This is a genomic window from Pseudomonas marincola (assembly GCF_900682675.2).
GTDB lineage: Bacteria > Pseudomonadota > Gammaproteobacteria > Pseudomonadales > Pseudomonadaceae > Aquipseudomonas > Aquipseudomonas marincola.
In genome coordinates this window covers 607,995-622,339 of sequence record NZ_LR215729.2, presented here as the reverse complement: position 1 = coordinate 622,339, position 14,345 = coordinate 607,995, and the positions used below count along the sequence as shown (strand labels likewise).

At 58.4% G+C, this 14,345-nt stretch carries 12 protein-coding genes; 8 read left to right on the top strand and 4 right to left on the bottom strand.

The features are described from left to right. Window positions 1-4 precede the first annotated feature (4 nt). Entirely contained in the window at window positions 5-3,505 is a 3,501-nt protein-coding gene (locus tag PMYSY11_RS02705; RefSeq protein ID WP_150548252.1) for a response regulator, read from the bottom strand. Between the two features lie 122 nt (window positions 3,506-3,627). Here PMYSY11_RS02705 and ada point away from each other — a divergent pair, with 122 nt between their 5' ends. From ada to PMYSY11_RS02675, 6 genes are read left to right on the top strand one after another with little or no spacing between them, the layout of a single operon-like run. After that, window positions 3,628-4,665 carry a bifunctional DNA-binding transcriptional regulator/O6-methylguanine-DNA methyltransferase Ada gene (gene ada, locus PMYSY11_RS02700; protein ID WP_150548251.1) on the top strand — a complete coding sequence of 346 codons (1,038 nt, stop codon included), beginning with the start codon at window positions 3,628-3,630 and terminating at the stop codon, window positions 4,663-4,665. 59 nt (window positions 4,666-4,724) lie between these two features. After that, complete coding sequence (locus PMYSY11_RS02695; protein ID WP_150548250.1) at window positions 4,725-5,033, top strand: MazG-like family protein; 309 nt, start codon at window positions 4,725-4,727, stop codon at window positions 5,031-5,033. Next, window positions 5,026-5,775: a methyltransferase domain-containing protein gene (locus tag PMYSY11_RS02690; RefSeq protein WP_090513614.1), complete on the top strand. Its 750-nt coding sequence runs from the start codon at window positions 5,026-5,028 to the stop codon at window positions 5,773-5,775. The genes PMYSY11_RS02695 and PMYSY11_RS02690 overlap by 8 nt, the downstream gene beginning before the upstream one ends. Before the next feature lie 9 nt (window positions 5,776-5,784). Continuing rightward, window positions 5,785-6,390 (top strand): DUF4136 domain-containing protein, encoded by a 606-nt coding sequence (locus tag PMYSY11_RS02685; protein WP_150548249.1) that lies wholly within the window; start codon window positions 5,785-5,787, stop codon window positions 6,388-6,390. Between the two features lie 40 nt (window positions 6,391-6,430). Then, a complete protein-coding gene (locus PMYSY11_RS02680) occupies window positions 6,431-6,997 on the top strand; it encodes a DUF4136 domain-containing protein (protein ID WP_150548248.1) in 567 nt (188 codons plus the stop codon). Between the two features lie 8 nt (window positions 6,998-7,005). After that, window positions 7,006-7,488: a GNAT family N-acetyltransferase gene (locus PMYSY11_RS02675; RefSeq protein WP_420830070.1), complete on the top strand. Its 483-nt coding sequence runs from the start codon at window positions 7,006-7,008 to the stop codon at window positions 7,486-7,488. Here PMYSY11_RS02675 and PMYSY11_RS02670 read toward each other — a convergent pair. Then, window positions 7,460-10,222 (bottom strand): PAS domain-containing sensor histidine kinase, encoded by a 2,763-nt coding sequence (locus tag PMYSY11_RS02670; protein WP_150548246.1) that lies wholly within the window; start codon window positions 10,220-10,222, stop codon window positions 7,460-7,462. The two genes, PMYSY11_RS02675 and PMYSY11_RS02670, sit on opposite strands and share 29 nt — an antisense overlap. A 9-nt stretch (window positions 10,223-10,231) precedes the next feature. Next, window positions 10,232-10,684 (bottom strand): TadE/TadG family type IV pilus assembly protein, encoded by a 453-nt coding sequence (locus PMYSY11_RS02665; protein ID WP_150548245.1) that lies wholly within the window; start codon window positions 10,682-10,684, stop codon window positions 10,232-10,234. A gap of 105 nt (window positions 10,685-10,789) precedes the next feature. Here PMYSY11_RS02665 and PMYSY11_RS02660 point away from each other — a divergent pair, with 105 nt between their 5' ends. Then, window positions 10,790-11,263 (top strand): prepilin peptidase, encoded by a 474-nt coding sequence (locus tag PMYSY11_RS02660; protein WP_069902531.1) that lies wholly within the window; start codon window positions 10,790-10,792, stop codon window positions 11,261-11,263. Between the two features lie 141 nt (window positions 11,264-11,404). Beyond that, entirely contained in the window at window positions 11,405-12,181 is a 777-nt protein-coding gene (locus PMYSY11_RS02655) for a response regulator transcription factor (RefSeq protein ID WP_418889792.1), read from the top strand. Window positions 12,182-12,267: 86 nt separating this feature from the next. On the opposite strand, the gene PMYSY11_RS02650 is transcribed toward PMYSY11_RS02655, so the two are convergent. Next, on the bottom strand, window positions 12,268-14,343 hold the full coding sequence (locus PMYSY11_RS02650; RefSeq protein ID WP_150548244.1) for a pilus assembly protein TadG-related protein: 2,076 nt from the start codon (window positions 14,341-14,343) through the stop codon (window positions 12,268-12,270). Between the last annotated feature and the right edge of the window lie 2 nt (window positions 14,344-14,345).

The window sequence follows — 14,345 nt, the reverse complement described above, 5'->3', positions numbered from 1 at the left end:
CTGCTTACATCTTGAGGCCGCGTAAGCTCATTGCACCGCGCAATTGAACCAGCGCCGCAGCAAAGTCGTAGCTATTGATAGCGGCGTAAAACAGCCCCTGCTGATTACCCAAAACACTTTGTAATATAGCGGCTTGGTGTTCGAACACCTTGCAGGCCCGCGGATCGTCCGCCTCCAGCAGGCTGATCATTTGCTCACACACCTCAATGACCTGCTCGGCATCAACGGGTTCTGCCGGTTCTACGACAGCCTGATGGCTCGGAAACGCGTGGATGATGGCGCCACACAGGCTGGTCAGTTCAACCTCCAGAGCGGTCAACAGTGATGTAACCAGATCGCCCTGCGGATCGTTCAACGCAGCATCTAATGCAACGGCCTGACCTTGCAGTTTGGTCGCGCCCAAACTGCCCGTCAGGCCTTTGAATGTGTGGGTGAGGCGCGCGGCGCAGGCTTGGTCAGACTCAGCCAATGCAGCCCTCAAATGTTCGGGGAAGCGGCCCTGACTGATGGCGAATCGCAGCAGTAACCGCAGGTAAAGCTCGACATTACCCTGAACCCTGCGCAGGCCTGCGGCGATATTCACGCCTGGCAATACCAGTTCAGACGGCAGGTCTGCTTGGCGTTGCTGGTTCGGCGATAGGCTTGCCTGAGGCCTGAGCCAGCGCTGCAAACAGGACTCGACCGACTCGGGCTCAAGCGGCTTGCTGAGAAAGTCGTTCATCCCCGCCTGCAGGCACAGCGCTTCATCTTCAGCCTGCACATTGGCGGTCAAGGCGACAATTGGCAGGTGCTCGAACTCGAACATCTGCCGTATGGCCTGAGTCGCGCGAATACCGTCCATGACCGGCATCTGCATGTCCATCAGCACCAAGTCGTAATAATCAGCCCCCATTGCGCGCATGCGACTGAGCGCCACCGCACCATTCTCAGCCTGATCAATGTGCAGCCCAGTGCCCTGCAGCAGCCCGATCACCAGTTCGCGATTTATCGGGTTGTCTTCGACCAGCAGTATTCGCAAACCGGAGAAGTCTGCCGTCTGGGGCTGCGGGCTAATGGTCATTTGACCGTCATCGGACGATTGCAGATTAAGCGCTGTGCTCAGCACCTCTTGCAGCATGTTTGCCAGCACCGGCTTGGCCAATACACTGACATAGCCGGCCGACTCCGCGCGGATGAAAACACTGTCCTCGCAATACCCACTCATCAATAACATCGGCGGGACAGACTGCAGGTTCAGCGCCTGGATTTGCCGGGCGAGGTCGATGGCGTCCATGCCCGCCACATCGTAGTCAATGATCAGCAGATCGTAAGACGACTCGGCGACCTGTAAAGCCTGCAGAACAGCGGCGTGGGAATCCACAGCATGCACCTCGAAGCCTTGCTGCTCCAGCAGTCGCGTCACGCACGCACGTGCACGCTCATGATCATCCAGCAACAGCACCCGCAAACCTTGATACAGCGCCTGGCACGAGGGCTGAATGCTTTGCGCTTGAAGTGTCAGCCTGAACCAAAAAACACTGCCTTCGCCAACCTTGCTGCTAACGCCGACAGCGCCATGCATCGCTTCGGCCAAGCGCTTGCTGATCGCCAGCCCTAAGCCGGTGCCGCCATATTGGCGCGTGGTTGAAGAGTCGCCTTGCTGAAAGGATTGAAACAAGCGCGAGATCTGCTCTTCGGTCAAGCCGATCCCGGTATCGCTAACCGCAAACTCAAGCTGTTGCTCTCCTGCTTCGCTGCGCACCACTCGCACGCTCAGGCAGACCTCGCCGTGCGGGGTAAACTTGATCGCGTTGTTACAGAAGTTGATCAGTATCTGTGCGATTCGCAATGGGTCGCCCACAAGCTTTTCCGGCACTTGCGGCTCAATATCGAAGACCAACTCGAGGCCCTTCTGGCCTGCTTTATGACCCAGCAGCGTGGCCAGATTCTCCAGCACCGTTTGCAACTCGAATTCGACATGTTCGATGCGCAAGCCGTTAGCCTCAATCCGCGAGAAGTCGAGAACGTCATTGATGATTTCCAGCAGATGCTGGCCAGCCTGCTGGATCTGGCTCAAGTAATTGCGCTGCCGACTCTCGGTAGCCCCGCGCAACGCCAGATGTGACATGCCGAGGATGGCATTCATCGGCGTGCGAATTTCGTGGCTCATGTTGGCCAGAAAGTCGGACTTCATACGTGCGGCCTGCTCAGCCATTTCCTTGGCGGCAAGCACTGTTTCTTCTGCCTGCTTGCGCGCAGTGATATCACGACTGATGCCTACCAAACCTAAAGATGCGCCCTGTTCATCGCGGATAACCGTGCGCACCGTATCGAAGATGACACTGCGCCCGTCGGGATAAACCACCGGCTCTTCACGGTTGTTTGGTTGCTCATCGCTCAATGCCTCACGATCATCCTGCGCGCGCATCGTCGCCCAATCAGTGCTCAGCAGTTGCTGGTCGGTTTTGCCGATTATTGCCTTGCGCGATAGCCCGAACAGCTCGGCACAGGCGATGTTAAGCCCTGCATACCGCCCGGCAGAGTCCTTGAACCAGATGGGATCGGGAATCGCATTTATCAGCGTCAGCAACTTGGTGCGCTGCAGGTCGGCCTCGGCTTCGGCGGCCTTGCGCTCGGCTATCTGCTCAGCCAACCGGCGATTCCAGAACAGAATGAGCGTGATCAGCACCAGCGTACCGAGTAGATACGGCCAGGCTAACTGCAGCAAACGGTGCCAGTTGAACTCGGTGAGGTGCGGCAACCAACGGTCCTTGACCTCTTGCTGCTCATCATTGGTCAGGCTGGCCAACGCCTTGTCCATCAACACCAGCAACTCTGGCCAGTCCTTGCGCACGGCAAAGTGAAATTCACTGGTGTTCAGACCCGCCTCACCGCGCAACTCTAAATTGTTGAGGTTGAGTTTTCGGATCAGGTAACTGGCTGCGATCATGTCGCCGATATAGGCATCTGCCCGCCCCGAAGACACGGCGCGCAGCGCTTCCTCGCTGGACTCTACCGACTGGATAATCACGTCCGGCACCCGGGATTTCAGCATGTACTCGGCGGCAAAGCCTTTCTCTACCGCAACGCGGGCGCCTGAGAGCGCATCAACACGTTGGTACGACTTGTCTGCGCGGGTAATGAGGAGGCTGCTGCTTCTCAAATAGGGGCTGGTGAACGACATGCGCGACAGCCGCTTTGGGGTGATCGCAACCGAGGGCAGCACATCCAGCCTGCCAGCTTCCAAGTCCGCCAGAGCGCCCACCCAGCTGTCGACGATTACCGGCAGAAAGCGCACACCCAGCCGCTCGCCGACCAACGTCAGGTAATCGCCACTGATACCCGTATGCCGGCCTTGCGGGTCCATCACATCGAAGGGCGGCCAACCTTGCTGCTCAACGCCGACACGGATGACCGGGTGAGCCTCAACCCAGGCAAGCTCATCTTCGGTTAGCAATATCCGGGGGGCGGCAGCCAGCGAAAATGCCAGTAGCCATAACGTTGAAAACATCCACACCCGGAGCATTGTCGCCCTTCCATTGCGCACTATCACCCACCTGATTTATGTCAGCAGTTTAAAAGTCAGAATCGGATTGGCACTCAAGGCAGCAGCTCCGATAATCTCAGTATCGTCTGAGGAGCCCGTTGATGCCCGATTTATCTCGTTATTGGCAAGCCGTGTGCGAACGTGATGCGAGCTATGACGGTCAGTTTGTATTCGCGGTCAGCAGCACCGGCGTTTACTGTCGCCCCAGTTGCCCGGCACGCAGACCGAAGGCGTCTAACGTCAGCTTTCATGGCAGCTGCGAGGCGGCCGAGCGCGCCGGTTTTCGCCCCTGCAAACGCTGTTCGCCACACGGCCAAAGCCCCGCCCAACAGATGGATCAACTGGTAACTGCCGCCTGTCGGCTTTTACTCGAATCAAGCCCCGCGCCAACGCTGGCACAATTGTCCGAGCGTATTGGCGTCAGTGCATCGCACTTGGTACGCGCATTCAAATTGCGCACCGGGCTCACCCCCAAAGCGTGGCTTGCAGCGCAGCGTAAAGCGCGCTTCGAGACGCTGATCCCGGCGGCAGACTCGGTTCTCGACGCGGCGCTAAGTGCCGGGTATTCCGGCACGCGGGCGATTTATCAGCAGCCACAAGCACTCAGCCCCAGCCAACGGCGTCAGCAAGGCCGGGGCGAAACGCTGCGTTACACATTCGGTCAATCGCCCCTCGGCCAAGTACTTCTGGTCGCCAGCGATAAAGGTGTCTGCGCCTTATGGTTGGGCGACAGCACAGAGGCGTTGGAAACAGAGCTGCATGCACGCTTCGCACAAGCAAGCTTGCAGCCAGATTCGGCTGGACTGGGCAGTTGGTTGCAGGCCGTGCTCAAGCAGATTGTTGAACCGCAGCGGGCTGTGCAATTGCCGCTGGATATTCGCGGCACCGCCTTCCAGCAACAGGTATGGCGCGCCCTGCAGAGCATTCCTTGCGGCCAGACGCGCAATTATCAACAACTGGCCCAAAAACTCGACAGCCACCCACGGGCCATTGCGCGCGCCTGTGCCAGTAACTCACTTGCCCTTCTGATCCCCTGCCATCGGGTTATCAATGCGGCGGGTGGCCTTAGCGGTTATCGCTGGGGCATTGAGCGCAAGCAAGCGCTGCTCGACCGTGAGCAGGCCAGCAAAGCTGATTGACGCGCCCTCTTGCGTCGCTGCCTGATCCATCCGAAGCTATGCGCCCCCAAGGAGCGCGCATGAACATCCAAGAGTTGACTCAACGTCTGCACGCCATTCGTGACCGTAACGAGTGGCGTAAATTTCACAGCCCGAAGAACCTGGCCATGGCTGCCAGTGTCGAAATGGCTGAACTGGTTGAAATATTCCAGTGGCTGAGCGAGGACCAATCGCGCCAGCTGGAACCCGCCGTGCTGGAGCATGCGGGGCAGGAAGTCGGCGATATTGTGTTGTATCTACTGTTGCTGTGCAGCGAGTTGGGGCTCGATATGGATCAGGTGGTGCGGGCCAAGCTCGCCGACAGCGAGAGGCGATTCTGCAATGACTGACCGCCACTTCGATGAGCTGGCGACTCGCTTCGCTGAAAAAATTTACGGTGGAGCCAAGGGCGCGATTCGCCTTGCGGTGTTACAGGCCGACCTCGCAGAAGCCTTGCCGGATAAACCCCTGCGCGTGCTCGATGTCGGCGCGGGTCTGGGCCATATGTCGCTGTGGCTGGCCGAGCGCGGCCACGATGTAACACTCGCCGAACCGGCCGGGCCGATGCTCGAAGGCGCACGCGCGCGTTTTGCCGAGGCGGGGCAAACAGCCACGTTTATACAGGCACCGTGGCAGGATTTACTGGGCCAACTCGACCAACGCTATGATTTGGTGGTGTGCCATGCCGTGCTGGAGTGGCTGGCAGAACCGGCGAGCATTCTGCCCGTGTTACACCAACTTACAGCGCCAGACGGCATGCTATCGCTGGCGTTCTATAATAAGAACGCACTGGTTTACCGGAACCTGCTCAAGGGCCACTTCCGTAAATTGCGCAAGGCTGAGTTCGCGGGTGAGAAGCAAAGCCTGACCCCGCAACAACCGCTCGACCCGGAAGAGATGGCCACGCAACTCGCAGAGCTTTGGCAGGTCGAAAGTCAAAGTGGAATACGGGTTTTCCACGACTACATGCCGCACGAGTTTCAGGCCAAGGCCGAACTGATCGACCTGCTTGAAATGGAATTGGCCTACCGGCGGCACCCTGCGTTTGCAGGACTGGGGCGTTACCTGCACTGGATTTGCAGGCCCCGTTAAGCGGAGACGATGATGAAACGCATCACCCTAGCGATAGCGTGCCTGGCTTTGGTCGCGTGTCAGAGCCAGAACCCCTATCGTGCGCAATCATTACCGCTCCCGCCCGCTCCGCCCCAGGCTGCAAATCAGGCAGATCTCAGCAGTTACCCTGTGCCAGCACGAAACTACGGCCAATATAAAAATTGGGGTTGGCTCAATGGCCAGACGCCGCCCGGTATGGGTTGGGCTACCCCCGATCTGGTGCAACAAGCCGTCAGCAGTGCACTCGACCAACGTGGCTTACGCCCCGCACAACCGGGCCAGACAGCAGACCTGAGCGTGAGCACCGACATGCGCATCGAGCGGCGACTCCGGCAGGTAGCCGATAGCTATGCAGGCGGTTATTACGGCGGGGGTTACTACAACGACGGTTTTGGCGTCGGAGCCGGCGTGCCATTGGTTCGCACCTATGAAGAGGAAGTCGTGGTGGTGCAGATAGACCTCTACGACAACAAGGATAAGCAACGCGTCTGGAGCGCCACTGCCGAAAGCTCAAGCGCTGGCAGCCGGGCAGATCAGGCGGACGCACTGCGCGACGCGGTACAAGGCGCGCTCATCACCTATCCACCCTATTAATTCACCTTGATGCATTAACACCGAGGTCGAGGAGTCAATCATGCGTATGAAGTTATTCGCACTGCCCCTGTTATTAATGCTGGCCGCGTGTCAGGCGCCGCAGCCCAACCGCGACTACGACACCAGCAAAGACTTCGGCGCTTACCGCACGTGGAGCTGGAAGGAGCCGGCGGTGCAGTATCGCCCGCAAGACCCGCGCCTGCAGAGCGACCTGACGGATTCGCGCATTCGCGGCGCGATCAACGAGCAACTGGAACAGCGCGGCCTGCGCATGGCTGCCAACAACAGCAGTGGCGACTTGCAGGTACAGGCCTGGATGATTGTCGATGACAAACAGCAGCAAGTCAGCACCAGCTACGGTGGTGGCGGTTACTGGGGCGGCCCGTGGGGAGGCGCTTACGGCGGCCCGGCCTATATCGACACGCGCACGGTGGACTATCAGGTCGGCACGCTGCAAATCGACATGTTCGACAGCAAAGACGGCAAGCTGGTCTGGCGCGCCAGCAGCCAGAAAATCCTCAATGACGGGGCACTCAATCCAGCCCAGCGCGATGCTGAAATTCGCCAGTCGGTCGGGCGTATCCTAAGCCAGTATCCGCCGCGTTGAGCATTTCGGTGAACATACGCCCGGCACTGCCGGCGGACCTGCCGAGCGTTGTCGGGTTTACGCAAACCGAACAAGAGCTGTATTTCAGCTTTCCCAAGGCGGTCTGGCCGCTCAGCCTTGAGCAACTGGCCGAGGCAATGGCAACCCGCCAGGGCAGCACGGTGGCTGTGCTTGATGGCGAGATCGCCGGTTTCGCCAATTTCTACCAATGCCAACCCGATGAATTCTGCGCGCTGGGTAATCTGATGATTGCCCCTTGGGCGCGTGGCAAGGGCGTTGCGCAAGTGTTGATCGGGGCGATGGAACAACTCGCCCGAGAGCAATTCAACGCCCGCTTCTTGCGGGCCTCATGCTTCAACCAGAACAGCGCCGGACTGCTGCTTTACCCCAAGCTGGGTTATACGGTCGACACCATCGTCGAGCGCCAGAATCACCAAGGACAACGTGTTGCCCTGATCCAGTTCAGCAAGTCTCTGCTTGCGTCGATCTGACCTGACTGGCGATCGGCAGGCAAATGGTAAAACGTGCGCCTCCCGCTTGGTTATCGACGCTCAACCGCCCGCCCATTTGCTCGATGATTCCGTAACTCACCGATAAACCCAGCCCCGTGCCTTTGCCAACTTCCTTGGTGGTGAAGAACGGCTCGAAGATCCGCTCCATTATGCGTGGCTCAATCCCGCCGCCATTATCTGCGACATGAACCTTCAGCCACTCAGGCTCCTGCTCGGCTTCAACGCAAATACAGGGTGAAAAGTCCGGTGCTTTCTCGCGCTTATCGAGCATGGCATCACGGGCGTTGACCATAAGATTGATCAGCACCTGCTCCAGTTGATCAGCATGGCCACGCACTGCCACCGCAATCGACTGCTCAGCCACCTGCACCTCAACACCTTTACTGCTGAGGCCATCGCGCAACATGGAAACCGCACCTTCAACTGCTTGCAGCGGGTCAAACAACTGCTGCTCGGCCTCGGAGCGACGACCAAACACACGCATGTGATCGACCAGTCGCGCGGCGCGCTGAACCTGCGACTCGATACGCATGAGTTTTTCTTGCAGGTATTCATTGGGCAGTTCGCCCATCGACAGGCGCTTGAGCACATTGGCCACGGCCATGCGCATGACATTCAGCGGCTGATTCATCTCATGCGCCATGCCTGTGGCCATTTCGCCCAATGTGGCCATTTTTGCTCCCTGAAACAGCTGCTGCTGGGCCTTGCGTACCTCGGTGTTGTCGCGCCCGACCGCCTGCACTTCAATGAGCTGACCGTGCTCATCAAAAATCCCACGATCTGCCCAAATCCACCATGCATGCTCACGACCTGGTAGTTGCAGGCAAATCTCGGCGGTGCTCAGCGGCTGCTCAACGGTCAGCCCCGCCAGCCGCTGCTCAAAAGCTTGCAGTTGCTCGGCCGACAACCAACTGCCCAGATTACTTCCAACCAGTTTATCTGGCTCAGCATCGAGGTAAGCCGCCAGTGGCCGGTTGGCAAAGCTCAGAGTCAGGTCAGGTTTGTAGCGGCATATCATGGCGGGAGAATCTTCAACCAGCACCCGATAACGTTCCTCGCTCTCGCGAATCCGCTCGGCCGCCAGCGTCGACTCGGTAACATCCAGCCAGAGCCCGACCGCCTCCAGCGGTTGGCCCTGATCGTCTCGCAGTAATTTCGCCTCATCCAGCAGCCAGTGATAAGCACCGTGCTTGTCGCGCAACCGGTAACGGCAACTGACGCTGCCATCACGCAGCAAGCGGCGGGCACGGTCAAAGAACACCTGATAATCATCCGGGTGCACCTGTTCGGCGAGTTGCCCGCCCGTCAGTTGCTCAAGGCTCCAGCCGAGCAGAGGCTGCAAGCTGGCGCTGCAAAACTCCAGTTCCAGCGCACCGTCGTTGTAGGCCTGCACATAAATGGCCGCTGGCGAGCTGGCAATCAGATTACTCAAGCGCGCATGCGCGGCTGAAGCCAGCGCTTCCTGCTGCTTGATGTCACTGATATCGAGCAGGAAACCACAGACCCGCAACGCATTGGCGTGCCCCTTGGCCTCGGCCTGTACACGGTACCAGCGGTACTCATTTGCCTTACCCGGTTCGAGCATTCGCAGGCACTGAACAAAATTCTGCCCCTCGACACTCAAGCCGGTGAGGCGCAGGCGGAACTCATCTCGATCTGCCGGGTGAATGACCGACAACCAATCAGCCAAGAGCACACCGCCAACTCGGGATAACGCCAACGCATTGGCAAGCGTAGGTGACAGCTCGAACAATTGGCTGCCACTGGTGAATTCCCACCAGCCCGTGCCCAACAATCCCTGCAACACCGTAAGCCGATCACGCTCCTGCTCAACCCGCTGTGCCTGTAAGCGTTGCAGCAATGCCTCGGCGATCAGACTAGTCAGCTGTGACCACTCGCCCACCCGCAAGGCCGGAACTTGCTCGGCAGCGCAATATCCCCCGAATAACAGCCAGACTGACGCGCTGCCGGGACGCTGATAAGGCACCGCAAAAGCTGGCCGGCTGCCAAAAACAGAGCGTAAGTCCGGTGAGTCCGCCAACTCTCGCGCGGTCAGTTGTTGCGGTCGGTCGCCCTTGAGCAGGGCCAGCGCGACGCCTAGCGATTGCTGCTCACGCCACAACTCGGGCGCTTGAAAGCCTTGATGGCGGGCAAACACCTGCCAGTCGCCACCCGGAGATGGCAGCGCCAGCGCAAGATTGGGCACCTGCCAGCTATGGGCCAGGGCACTCAACACTTCGCCCAACGCCTGGGGCAGACGCCCGGGCGACTCACTGCGAATACGCGCAGCAAACAACGCGCCCTGCGACAAACAATGGCGGCGCACATCGACAATATGCGATTGCTCCAGCAAGTCGCCCACACTCATCATGCGCAGGGTCCAGACCTTTTCGGCAACGTGCAGCCAGCCGCGCATTGCAATCAGTTTGCCGGTGGCGGCCAGAAAATCGAGATCAATTACCTGCCCCTGCCACTCATCAAGCTGAGCTGGCACCGAACGAGCGCTGGTCGTGCATAACCAGTCCGCCAGCGGGCTCGGAATACTCTGCACCTTAAGTTCACGAAGCACATCGCCGCTGGCCGCGACAACCATGCCCTGCTCATTCAGGCTGATGATGAGTGCGTGTGGCGGCTGCTGTTCAGCGACATTCAATTGCGCAGCTTGCTCCGTCGCAGTCGCAGGCCGTTCGCGCCTGCCAAACCAGTTAGCCATAGCGCGTCCTCAGTTGTGCAGTTTGATGCTCGACGATGCCACTAACTCATCCGGCAACTGCGGGATGGCCCCAACGCCAGGCAAAATCAGTGCGGGCACCAATGGCTTCAACTTGTAGGGATACGCGATGCGCACATTGAAAACCCCATCACTGCCAGGCGCTGTGGCCTCGACTACCAACGCGCTGCTGACGGTAGCGGGGAGCCAGGCGAGTTGCTCGCTGGCGACTGAATCTGCAAGCGCCTGATAATCCTCAGGTGAGACTTCTTCCGGCACCAGTGCCACGGCTTGACGGGCCACTTCGGCAGCGGCGTTGTTAAACGACTGCATCATTAACAGCGGCAAGCTGTAACTGACCGTGCCATAGAAAATGGCAAAGAAAACCACAAACACAATCGCGAATTCGATCGCTGCGGCGCCGCGCTGGTCACCAGCGAAGCCCTTGCTCGCAATCCTGCTCATGTTCATATCCTTATTAAATGCAGGGGTAACACGCGGTAATAGATGTTGCATTGAAACTAGCCTAAAAGTACGATCGTACCAACTCGATATCATCAGGCCACTGCAATGAGCAGCTTCGTTGTTGCTGTTTTTCTCGGCATTTGTGCGCTGCAAGACATCAAACACAAACGCATCAGCAACTGGCTGACGCTGAGTGCAATTGTCGCCGCGCTGGCGTATCTGTTGGTATTTCAGCGATCCTGGCTCGGCGCGCCGCCTCTTGACGCAGCGTTGGCAGCCACATTCGCATTGCTGCTCAGCCTTCCCGGATATGCCCTCGGCAAGTTTGGCGGTGCAGATGTCAAACTGCTGCTGTTCATCGGTTTGGCCGGCAGCAGCCAACTTCTGTTGCTTTGTATCGCAGGCGCAGGGCTCGCTTACGCGGGCTGGGTGTTGGCTGCCAAGCCAGTCTGGCCATTGCTCAGTGAAACCGCGCAAAACCATCTCGGTCACATGGCGCCCGCGCAGGTTAAGACCTACCCGTTTGCGCCATTCATTCTCGCCGGATTCTTGACGGCTATTTTTTTGACTGAAATGTGATGCTTCAACAAAATATGCTATACCCAAAGCAGTAACTGGACAAAGGAATGAAGTGTACGAATGTACACTGAATTGCTTAGAATAGGCGGCGATTATTCGCGTATAGACTAGGTAGTCACAATAAAAACAGGAATGGACGACATGACTTTGCATTACGGGGCGGTAAAACTTCTCATCGTCGACGATGACCCAATTATTGTCGACGAGCTTAGTGAGTACCTCGGTGCTTGCGGTTATGCGTGTCAGGTCAGTCACTCTGCCGGGCACGCCATCGAGTTGTTTCAGCAAGACCCTGCCATCGGTATTGTCCTCAGCGATCTGCACATGCCCGGGCTCGACGGCCTGCAGCTGGTCAAGGAGCTGGAGCGCCTGAGCGCTGGCGAACGTATTTTCGAGGCGGTCATTTTCACCGGCCAGAGTGAGAGCAGCGACGTGATCGCAGCCATGCGCGCCGGCATTGCCGACTACCATCAAAAACCGATTGATCTGGAAGAAGTACTGCTCACCATCAAGCGCCTTGAGCGCCATCGCAACGAGCGCCTGCAGGATGCGCAACGCCTCGACCAACTCAATCAGAAATTGCAGTTGCTCTCCGAGTCGCTGGGTGAGTTGCACCACGATATTCATCAGATGCGTAACCGCTGCAGCCAGCCGCCAGCCAAAGCCAGCGAAGCGGTACTCGAACGCGAAATCCCGAGTAACTTCAACCAGCTGTCGCCACGCCAACTGGATGTCGCCCGCCTGATCGGCAAAGGCATGACCAACTACCAGATTTCCTGTGAACTGGGGATTACCGAGAACACGGTAAAACTCTACGTGTCCCAGGTTCTGCGCCTGACCCACATGCACAACCGCACCCAACTGGCCCTGGCCCTCTCGCCGAACCGCCAGCACAGCGACAGCCGTTTTGTGCACTGATTGACTCGAGACTAACTGATTTCGGCCCCAATACCCCGCCGGGAGCCGAGTGTCTGGGCAGCGATCCTGCCCACAGCTCAATCCATTCATAGCAGCAACTCCGCCCGACCACGGCCGCCGCAACTCAGATTGGCGCCGACATCCGCCTTCGCCAGATCAATCCCCAGGCTATTCGTCAGCTGACTCAGCACCGGATCGAGCAGTGGCGCCAACAGGCCGTCGATAAGCCCTTCGACACTGCTCAACACGCCATTGATTGCTGAGACGCCAGTGGTCAAAAGGCCGCCCAGAATCCCGCTCTGATTGCTGGTGTAGGGCTCGATCTCGACGCTCGACAATGCGCCACCAAGGCTATCGAGAATATCGTTATTGGCATTAACCGCAATGAAGTTGGCCGGCAGACCCAGCTCGGGCAATTGCTCAGCGTCAGGCGCGCTGAAGGTCAGGGTTTGCGAGTCCGCGACTACTGAACTGTCGACTTTCAAGCCGAAGCCGGACTTGACTGTAAAATCCGCAGCGCTCCGATCTTCGACCCATGTATTGGCACCGACCTTCCACTTGAGGTCAAAGCAAAACAGCAACGTACAACTTGATGGACGCCCAACCTGAGTACCCAGCGCCAGCACGGATGCTGGGGCGACTACTGGCAGCTGATTCGATGAGAACACGGCATTCTTAGCATCTGACGCAGTCTTGCCAAAACTACCTAACCGCAGGTTTACAGCAGAGGTCGCCGCATCTACCAGCAACGATTTACTGCCATCTGCAGAGCAGCTGTAATCGGTGACGCGCGCATCGGCTGAGCCGAGGTCCAGCCCGATATCCAGCCGCTCCGAGCCAAGTAATTTAGCGTAGGCGAAGTCGCCAGTCTTACAGGTTTCATTGAGACAGCCTAACGAGCTAAGCAGATCACCCAACCCGTCAGCCAAATCCAGGCTCAATGCCTTTTCTAAGAAACCAGCAACAGGCCCCAAGCTCGTAGTAACGGTATTGACCAAACCGCTGACTACGCCGCCATTAACCGGCAGCGCCACGCTGACCAGCGCGCGCACTTGCGCTGAGCGCACATAGATTTGATCGGGGCCTTCTGGGTCTAGGCTGGCCAGTTCGGGATCACCAATCGCCGACAACTGCGGCGGCTCAATCACCTTCACTTGCAAGGTAACCCCGGCCACACCCGGAACGCTGATAGGCAAAGTGGCCACTGCTGCATTCTGGCTGTTGGCCAGCTGTACGATCCCCTGCACCAACTGCAAGGCATTCAAATTCATCGCCAGCCCCGAGACTGGCAAACCACTCTGCATATTCAACAAATCGCCCAGCATCAGCAGGTCGCCTCCCGGCACCGCCGCAGCCAGTAACTCGAGCCCGGCTATCGCCGCATCGGCATCGGCGGTGCGTGCATCGAGTTGCAATGCAGTCGCCGCCACATCCAGCAACGCGCCAGCGCTGACGCCGGTATCAAGTACCGACTGGTAGTCACCAATTGTCAGGCCCTGATCAAGCGCCAGTTGATCGAGATAACCGAGCAGGTCGATATCAGTATTAGCCAGCCCTTGCCAGCCCGACACATCAAGATTCACCGAACCGCCGAGCAATCCCGAGAACAGCGTGTTGAGCAATGCCGACTGCGATGAGTCGACGCTCACCAAACTGGTGCGCAAGCTCAGTTGCGCCAATGGATTGCTCACACCGGCAGTCGCCGTTGCAGACAACTGAACGTTGTTGCCGAACCACCCGCCCAGCACCAGACTGGCGGGCACGGTATGCGCGACAGCGACCTGAATCGCGCGACCATCGGCGTCTGCCGTGAATTGCCGGTGGCCAGCCACGGTCGTCACGTTGCCGCAAACCGCGCTCAGGCTGCGTGCGCTATCAAGGCTGAAATTATTGCGCGCGGAGGCATTTTGCTCGGCGTAAGTTTGCGCAGTGGTTGGGGCATTGCCCAGGCAATTACCGCCACGGGCCGCTGCTTCCAGCGCTGCCATATCCGCGATGCGTTGCACACTGCGTTTTTCCATGTATAGCCTGCCGCTATCCACCGCGAGCATCAGAAAACCCAGCACCAGAATCAGCAAAAGCGTCGCCATCAGACCAATAGCGCCGCGCTGCGCAGACTTATTGCGCAGGCTAAAGGCGACTGATCGTGACGAAACGGTCATGG